This is a genomic window from Chryseobacterium endophyticum, from assembly GCF_056333165.1.
The window spans coordinates 23,179-31,639 of record NZ_JBWGXE010000012.1 but is presented as its reverse complement, the minus strand read 5'-3'; the positions used below and the strand labels follow the sequence as shown (position 1 = coordinate 31,639).

At 39.0% G+C, this 8,461-nt stretch carries 4 protein-coding genes; 1 reads left to right on the top strand and 3 read right to left on the bottom strand.

Annotated features, from left to right (window positions below; translation table 11 throughout):
- The 3 genes from AC0N32_RS19315 to AC0N32_RS19305 all read right to left on the bottom strand — a co-directional run.
- Positions 1 to 1,538, bottom strand: a 1,538-nt coding sequence (locus tag AC0N32_RS19315) for a DUF6443 domain-containing protein (protein WP_476395470.1), incomplete at its 3' end; no start/stop codon positions are given.
- 6 nt (positions 1,539 to 1,544) lie between these two features.
- Positions 1,545 to 4,649: a hypothetical protein gene (locus tag AC0N32_RS19310; protein ID WP_476395469.1), complete on the bottom strand. Its 3,105-nt coding sequence runs from the start codon at positions 4,647 to 4,649 to the stop codon at positions 1,545 to 1,547.
- Positions 4,650 to 4,654: 5 nt separating this feature from the next.
- A complete protein-coding gene (locus tag AC0N32_RS19305) occupies positions 4,655 to 6,349 on the bottom strand; it encodes a T9SS type A sorting domain-containing protein (RefSeq protein ID WP_476395468.1) in 1,695 nt (564 codons plus the stop codon).
- A gap of 666 nt (positions 6,350 to 7,015) precedes the next feature.
- Between AC0N32_RS19305 and AC0N32_RS19300 the strand changes: the two genes are divergently transcribed.
- Entirely contained in the window at positions 7,016 to 8,461 is a 1,446-nt protein-coding gene (locus tag AC0N32_RS19300; protein WP_476395467.1) for an alpha-L-fucosidase, read from the top strand.

Below are 8,461 nucleotides of genomic sequence, written 5' to 3'. Positions count from 1 at the left end.
TGATGAGTATGGCTCAAAAGCCTGTTCTGGGGATCATAGGTAAAGTTCTCAGTAATCACCTTGTCGGTATCGGTATCCAATCTTTTGTGTCGGGTGATACTTTGTTGAACAACACCTGCAAAATCAAGCTTAGATTCCACTTTTGTCCGTCCTCCCAAATGATTGATCGAGTAACTTCCGATGCTTCTTCCCTTTTTGTCGTAATAGGTGTAGTTTTTCGTCCAGTTATCATCCTCAATGTTTTTCACCAGGCTCATCACCGGAAGGCTTTTGGTACTTAATCCTTCTGTGGTTGGAGTATCGGTAAGAAGTGGTTGTCCTAAAATAGTTGTCGGGAAAGTGGGATTAAAGCTGTAAGCCGGATAGGTGTCATAATAATTGACCGACAATAAAACATAATTATACTGAGGATAAGCCGAATTGGTCGTATAATACACATCCATTCCCGTATTGTTGAAGTTGGGTGCTGTGGTCCGGGTTTCATTGTTGGAACCTAGTCCTTCCACAGCGGCCACCTGCTGAGCCCTGCCCGGAGGGCTGTCTAAAATACCCGTATAAATTGGTCTTGAAAACTGATCGTATTTCGTGAAGAGCCATTTTCCCTGAGCCTCCAATACAGCATCACGCGTAAGAACCAGCCGGTCCTGCTTATCATACACCATATATTCCCTGCCTTTGTCCGGAAGCTTCTTTTCGACCAGACGGTTTCTGCCGTCGTATTTGTACTGGTAGCAGAGATTGTCTAAGTCGGAGAGTGATAGCGTGATAGTGTTTGAGGCTAAAGGTGGAATAACAAAAGAAAGCTGATTGTACTCATTGTACACATAATACGTATCTGCTTTTTCCGTGGCACTGAGCATTTTTCTGACCAACAATACCTGTCCCTCTCCATTCTTGAATTCAATGGTCTGGTTGCCATCTTCATCCGTTACTGTGTTTTTGTAAAGTTGAGCTGCCAGATAGTTTGTACTCTGACTAATCTGTGAACTAGTAGCCCCATTTACCCAAGTCGTTACCGTGGTGTATTTTTTAACGGCATCTTCAACAGTGTTGGCATCATACGTAAACTGTACCGGTTTCCCCTGCCATGCCGTGCCCGGCTGTACTTGTGAAAGTACCCTATCCAATGGCGAATTCTCCAGATTTTTGTGAACAAATGCTTTTTCGTTAGTATACACACCTGCCGGGTCCCCGACAGGGAAATCTACCAGGGCTGATCCTTGTGTATAAATGGCTCCGTTCTGCGTTCCCTGCTGAGGAACAGGCAAATAATCTCTCACCTGTCTTCCGAAGCCATCATATAGAATAGGAGTTACCACATCTTTGCCCTGCGGAGAAGCTTTGATATTCACCACCTGCTTGGGTCTTCCCAAACCGTCAAAATACTGCACGGTTTCTGAAGTTTTCGTAGGCGTGCTTCCGTTATAATCTAAATAAGTCTTCGTGTAAACAAAATTCTCTGTTGTACTGGATTGATTCTGGGCACTTGCCAGTCCGGACAACAGTAAACCGCCTATGGGGATTAATATTTTTTTCATCGATTATTAGTTTTTGTAGTTGTACTTGAATTCTTTTAAAAGTTTTCCTGTTTGGCTTCCTTCCCTGATCTCCATTAATCTGTTGGCTGTATCATACAGGTAAACCTCTCTTATTCCCGAAGGTGGCGTGATACTTCTTACTCCGATTAAAGGATCATAGGTGTAAGTGGTAATCTGATACCCTGCCATACTACTATCTTTTCTGAAAGTATCCAATGCGGTTAATATTGCTGTCTCATCATTGCCTGGAGCTGCCGAAGCATCGGTATCTGAAGCAGAAATGATGGCTGTTGCCAAGCTGCTGACCTGGGCATACGTGGCGCCCACTATTTTGGCAATAGGCTGGGTGTTATTATACCCCCAGATTATAGCGGTGGGGATACCCGCCTTTGTGGTATATTGCTGCAAATTACCTTTTGCATCATATTGGTCATAAGTAACCTCTGTAATACCATAAGCGGGATTAGGCACCAGTACAGCAGGATAACCGTTACTTGGTGTCATAACTGTTTGATCTTCAAAATATGTTATATCGCTTTTTGGTAAGATCAAAGTCGTTGTAGGGTTATATTCGAAGGTCGTTTGCTGCCTTTTTTGAAAAATATTATTTCTGTAATGGCTTACAATTAAGGGTATTCCGATCATATTCTTTGATACCATATACGGAATAGATTGATAAGGAGTAACATTTTGTTGTGGCTGATTACCATGTCTCAATTCTTCAGGATATTGATAGGTAGTCTTCGTTTCCTTATTGTCTGGATATTCTTTAATTGTTTTTGTTGGATTAAGATGCAGACTACTTTCATAATAATTTGTAGATTTTTCCTCCACTATTGAATTAGCAAGATATCTTCTTATAATTGATTTTTTTAGTACATAAGGTAATCCATAAAATTTATATGATAATCTCCATGCTACGGGTGTCTCAACAAAAGTCACATAATTGTTGGTTAATAAGTTATGTGTTGTAAGAGATGAATATAAATTTAAGTTTTCCTGAACAATCGTATTTCCATCTCTATAGAAGAGTTCCCTGATAAGCTTTCCTCTTTCATTATCTTTGTTATCAAGATACCTTAAAAAATATTTTTGCTGATAATTTGCAGGATTGATATCAACTCCCGAAGATATAATTTGTGGCCCCTGACTGTAAACCAAAGAATCTGGATTGGAAACAAAATCACTGAAAAAATACTTTTTTTTGAGCTGACCGTTTTCAAGTTCTGATACTTCCGAATACCCTACATGATAAGAGCTTAATGATAATGTATTAACATTTGTTGCATGTTCAGAAATTCTTCTTTCGCTGGAACTCCCTGAACTAAGATCCATAAAATTTACCATTCTGTAATCATTATAAAGGATACCTGTTGATAATCCATTTACATTGCTTGATGAAAAAGCTTTAGTGTATTTATATTCTTTGATTAAAGTATTAACTCCATCAAATGATGAAATCTTTTTTATTCTTGCTCCACCAGCAAAATCGTTGCTCGGTACAAGCTGCTTTATAAAGTTACTGGAGCTGGTGCCTGCTACTTTTTGAGAATAGCTGTTGGGTTCATATTCAAATAAACTGTATCCGCCTGTAGGGTAAGTAACTTTATTTAATAGAGCTGTATTAAACAAAGAGGTACTTGCATTACGGCTTGTTCCTGTTATTGTTAAATCTCCTGTGGAAAAATTCAATTGGAAATTAGGAATTAATGAATTTGCAGTATCATTTCCTCCATTCCAAAACCCCCAATAATCCGTCCCAAAAGTATTGAACTTTGGTAATGTATTACTTAAGTTGTAATTAAAAATATATTTTTGAATCGTATTTTTGGTTAGCTCTGTTAAAAAATAATAATCTTTGTTAGATGTATTATATTTAAATTCAAATTTATCAACATTGAAACTATTTTGAGATTTATTTTTAATTTCAATTGATTCCAAGAGATAGGCATTAAAATTTTCAGCAACATTCGCCTGTTGAATTTTATAGGTAAAGTTTACATAAAATTTATCCTGAATCTCAATACTTTGAGGAAAAACTTTCTTTACCACCTCAATATTATAGTGAGGAGCTTGTGTATAAAATGCAGATCCTGATCCTCCATTGATAGTTGTTGTTTTAGTACTATTATCTTGGTTGGCACTTAAATACAATTCATAATACGGTTGAATATTCTGTGAGGAGCCTGAAACAATACCCGTAAAATTACTTTTTCTCGGAAGATAATTGAGTACTGTGCAGAAATTACTACTTAGTAAAGGAGTAGGTCTGGATTTATAAGTAATGTTCAAGAGCTCTCCATTTGCAAACTTCACTTTGTAAAGGTACCATCCGGATATGGTATAATTTGCATACCCACCAGGTGCTAGGCCCGATGCCTGCGTAGGATTTTGATGGTGTCCTAAAGAATAGGATACCTCCATATTATTAAGATTATCCCCAAAATAGTACTCATTACCTTGTCCGTCAACTATACTGAATCCTGAAACATCCGGATCACAAGACGTATTATATTGATAAGTAAAGTTCTCTATATTAATTTTAAGATTGGAAGTATTAGATGATATCACTGGTTTTCTATCATTGCCAATATAGAAGTATCCATTGATCCCTAAGAAATTAAAATTAAATTTATCAGGCTTTAATTCACTCATCGTTCCTCCCGTATTAATATAATCAAGATTCGAATAGTAATTATACCCATTATTATATGCACTTGAATTGCTGATCGGATTATTTTTTACCGTATATAAAAAACCTTTAAAAGTTGCATTATCTGAATTCAGATCATCCGCGACTCCCCGAACTTCTCTTGTTATAGCTCCTCCGTAGTTTAAGTTCCAGTTGTATCCTACATAATTACTTTTTTTACTTGGAATAAAACCGGAAGAATTATAACTCAAATTAATATTATTTTTTTCGCCGGAAAATATTGGAATTTGTAAATCCAATCCCCCGGAAAATAAATTTACTGGAATATTTCCGTATCTCTCCATTTCAGAAGTTTCGGGAGCTTTTGGAAGTCTGGGAATATATGCTGCACTCTGTACATCCTGAGCATTTGAATATATTCCTATAAATATTAGAATATAAATTATATTTTTTCTCATTTTATTTATTTCTTAATCAGTTTAGCACTTGCTGTTTTATTATCATTTGTTTTAACGCTTACCAGATACGCTCCCTGAACCAGCGCCTGCGTATTGATCTTGGTCACCTTATTTTTCGTTTTTATACTCTGAAGCTGCCTTCCGCCCATATCATACACCGTAATCTCCGCTTCAAACGGAGGCTCCCCTCCTTTGGAGGGGCTGGGGGAGAATATAAACCCTATCTCCACATACGCATACTCACTCACCGGATTCGGATAAATCTTAATATCCTGCTTCTCAATCAGCTGATCGATCTGTTGGTCACCCAGCTTCACGATTTTCCAGTTCTCTTTTCCCAGTTCTTCGGCACTCGTTCCGGCCAGTACAATCGAACCGTCCCTGTTTAACTTTATATCTGAAAGTCTCTCTTCTCTTTTTCTCGATTCACCTTTCACATGCTTTCTCCACTGCTCGTTTCCGTTTTGGTCCAGGTACAGCATCCAGAACGTTTCATCATCACTTTCAATTCTTCCTTCAGCCTGAGTATAACCGCCCAGTAAAATGCCTTTGGTCAGGTTGCCGGATTCCCCTCCTATGGAGGAGCTAGGGGATGATATCACACTCATTCCCATTAAGACATCCCTGTTTTTAAAATTGTAGGATTTCTGCCAGATTTCTTCGCCTCTTTCATCCAGGGAGATCAGCCATAAATCGGTGCCTTCTTCAATTCCGACGGTTTTATTGCCGGATCTTTCTGATCTCGATTCACCCCCGATTAAGTATCCTGTGGAAGTCAACGCCAGGGTTCTCAAATGATCGTCTCCGGTTCCGCCGAAATTTTTTTCCCATTCCACTTTGCCGTCTTTGGAAAGCTTAATGATCCAGTAATCGCCCTCCCCGAAGTTTTCAGTAGACTTTGCATAACCGGAAAGTGATTTTGAATTTTGGGCTGGACGGTCTTGCTCCCCTCCTTTGGAGGGGCTGGGGGAGGATGCACTTCTCGAATACACGCCCAGTAAAGCACCGCCATCTTTTGTCGGAATCATTTTCTCTACCTCATCCAAACCTTTTCCGCCTAAAACCAATTGGGATAATTCTTTTCCGTTTTTATCCAATCGTACGACCAGAACATCTTTAGAACCATATCCAGTCGTTCCCTGAGTAGTATTCCCAGCCACAAAAAATCCCATATCTGTGGTCTGAATTACCGCCCGGGCTTCTTCATCTGAATCACCACCAATCGTTTTCTGCCACAGTTCATCCCCGAATTCATTGATCCGGATCAGCCAGATGTCAGAACCTCCCCTGGAATCGTCTTTTTTATCCAGCCCTTTGCCGGAATAAGAAGTTCCTGCAAGTAAAAATCCACCTTCCTGCGTATTTACCGTTGCAGAAAGAAAATCATGGTTCTGTCCCGAAAAATACTTTTCCCAGACCTCTTCCCCCTGCTGGTTGAGTTTTACGAGATGGAAATCGTAACCGGTATTCTGCGGTCCCTGAGCTTGTCGAAGGGTGCCTCCGGCTCTCGAAGGGGCGGTCCCTGAGGTTCTCGAAGGGATGCTGCTTCCGGTTATCAGATATTGCTGATCGATGGTTGTGGTGATCTGGGAAAGAAAATCCTGTGTGGAGGATTTGATGTCTTTCTGCCAGACTACTTCCTGGGCGGAAATGCCGAGGATGGTGCATAAGAATAATGCACTGAAGTAAAGTCTTTTCATACGTAGTGTATAAATATTTAGGTGTTATTTTTTGTGCGATGAAGCGTATCTTAAAAAGCTGGGAATTTTTTTGTTCTTAAAAAAGAGGAAAAATCCTTAGAAATTGTCTGAATGAAAATCGTTATTATCATGGTTTTGTTTTTATTAATTTTTAGATTTTTGAATTCACTATTAAACCTGTGGGCAAAACTAATTCTCAAAGACGACAAAAGGTGTCGTGTTACAATGAAAGATGCAGTTTTTATTCTTAAGGTTGGAATAAATCTTAAATCCGGTGCGAAATTATAAAAAATACCAAACAATAATGATATGTTGTTGAAATTTAACATGATTAAAAGTTGTTAAAAAAGACCCGGATTATTCGACCGTCCTTTGGGAGTTCTTCGGAAGCTCTTCGGAAAAAGTACCGTTTTTCCGAAGCCGACCCGAAGGTGATCCGAAGAAGACCCGAAGAAAGTACCTCCGAAACCGGTCAAATCATGTCAAAAGCGGTCAGATCCTGTCATAGCTTTCATAAGTGATGGGAAGTAAGCCATTTCAGCATATCTTAGTTCCCTTACATTCTAAAAGCAATATGAATAAGTGATTGTAAAATTTGAAATAGCTGAAAAATCAATTTCTTGCGGATTCATCAAAGGATGATTAAATTAGCCAAAACTAAACTACATGTTCATCAACCCCAAAAAGAAAACCATTTTCCTTTTAGCACTGTTCATTTCATCTGCTTTTTTTTCCCAGGCACACCATGTTTCAGAAGGCTATCAAAAACCCACAGATCCAATGGTTATCCAAAATCTTGAAAATTGGCAGGACCTGAAATTCGGTTTATTTATGCATTGGGGAACCTACAGCCAGTGGGGAATCGTGGAAAGCTGGAGCCTTTGTCCGGAAGATGAATCATGGACCCAAAGAAAGCCGGAACACGGAAAATCGTACTACGAATATGTGAAAAATTATGAAAACCTTCAGACGACTTTTAATCCGGTCCAGTTTAATCCTCAAAAATGGGCAGACGCTGTAAAAAAGGCAGGAATGAAATACGTGGTTTTTACCACAAAACATCACGATGGTTTTGCGATGTTCGATACACAACAGTCTGATTATAAAATTACTTCTCCCAAAACTCCTTTCTCCAAAAATCCCAAAGCGGATGTCACAAAGGAAATTTTTAATACCTTCAGGAAAGAGGGATTTAAAATTGGAGCCTACTTCTCAAAACCCGACTGGCATTCGGAAGATTATTGGTGGCCCTATTTTCCGCCGAAAGACCGTAACGTAAATTATGATCCTAAAAAATATCCTGAAAAGTGGAACAGCTTTAAGAATTTCACCTTTAACCAGATCAATGAAATCACATCAAAATACGGTAAAATAGATATTCTCTGGCTGGATGGCGGCTGGGTCCGGCCTTTTCACACCATTGATCCTAATGTGGAATGGCAGCGTACCATAAAAGTAGAACAGGATATTGATATGGATAAGATCGGGAACATGGCGCGGAAAAACCAACCGGGAATTATTGTAGTAGACCGTACCGTTCCCGGAAAATGGGAGAATTATGTCACTCCTGAACAAGCTGTTCCTGAAAAAGCCCTTTCGATTCCTTGGGAGAGTTGCATCACGATGGGAGACTCGTTTTCTTATATACCGAATGACCATTATAAATCTTCCCAGAAAATTATTGAAACATTGGTGAAAATCATTTCAAGAGGAGGGAACTACCTGATGAATATCGCTCCGGGACCCAACGGAGACTATGATCCGGTTGTTTATGAAAGGTTAAAAGCGATTTCCGGTTGGATGGATCAGAATCAGTCGGCCGTTTTTGCCACGAGAAGTGTTGCCCCTTATCACGACGGGAATTTTTATTATACCCAAAGCAAAGACGGGAAAACACTGAATATTTTTCACCTGGATGAAAAAACAGATTATACAGCTCCATCAACGTTAAGTTTTACACTTCCGGATCATTTTAAACCAAAATCACTCAGAATTTTAGGATTATCGAATAAAATCAAATGGAACAAATCCGGAAATACAATTAAAGTCGATTTGCCAACAGAAAGAATTCAGCTAAAATATTCAACCGTAATCCAATTCACACAAGAATAA

What these genes read in the sequence shown, in the direction of transcription:
- AC0N32_RS19310 (WP_476395469.1), bottom strand. Translation starts at nt 4,649, where the DNA reads ATGAGAAAAAATATAATTTATATTCTAATATTTATAGGAATATATTCA.
- AC0N32_RS19305 (WP_476395468.1), bottom strand. Translation starts at nt 6,349, where the DNA reads ATGAAAAGACTTTACTTCAGTGCATTATTCTTATGCACCATCCTCGGC.
- AC0N32_RS19300 (WP_476395467.1), top strand. Translation starts at nt 7,016, where the DNA reads ATGTTCATCAACCCCAAAAAGAAAACCATTTTCCTTTTAGCACTGTTC.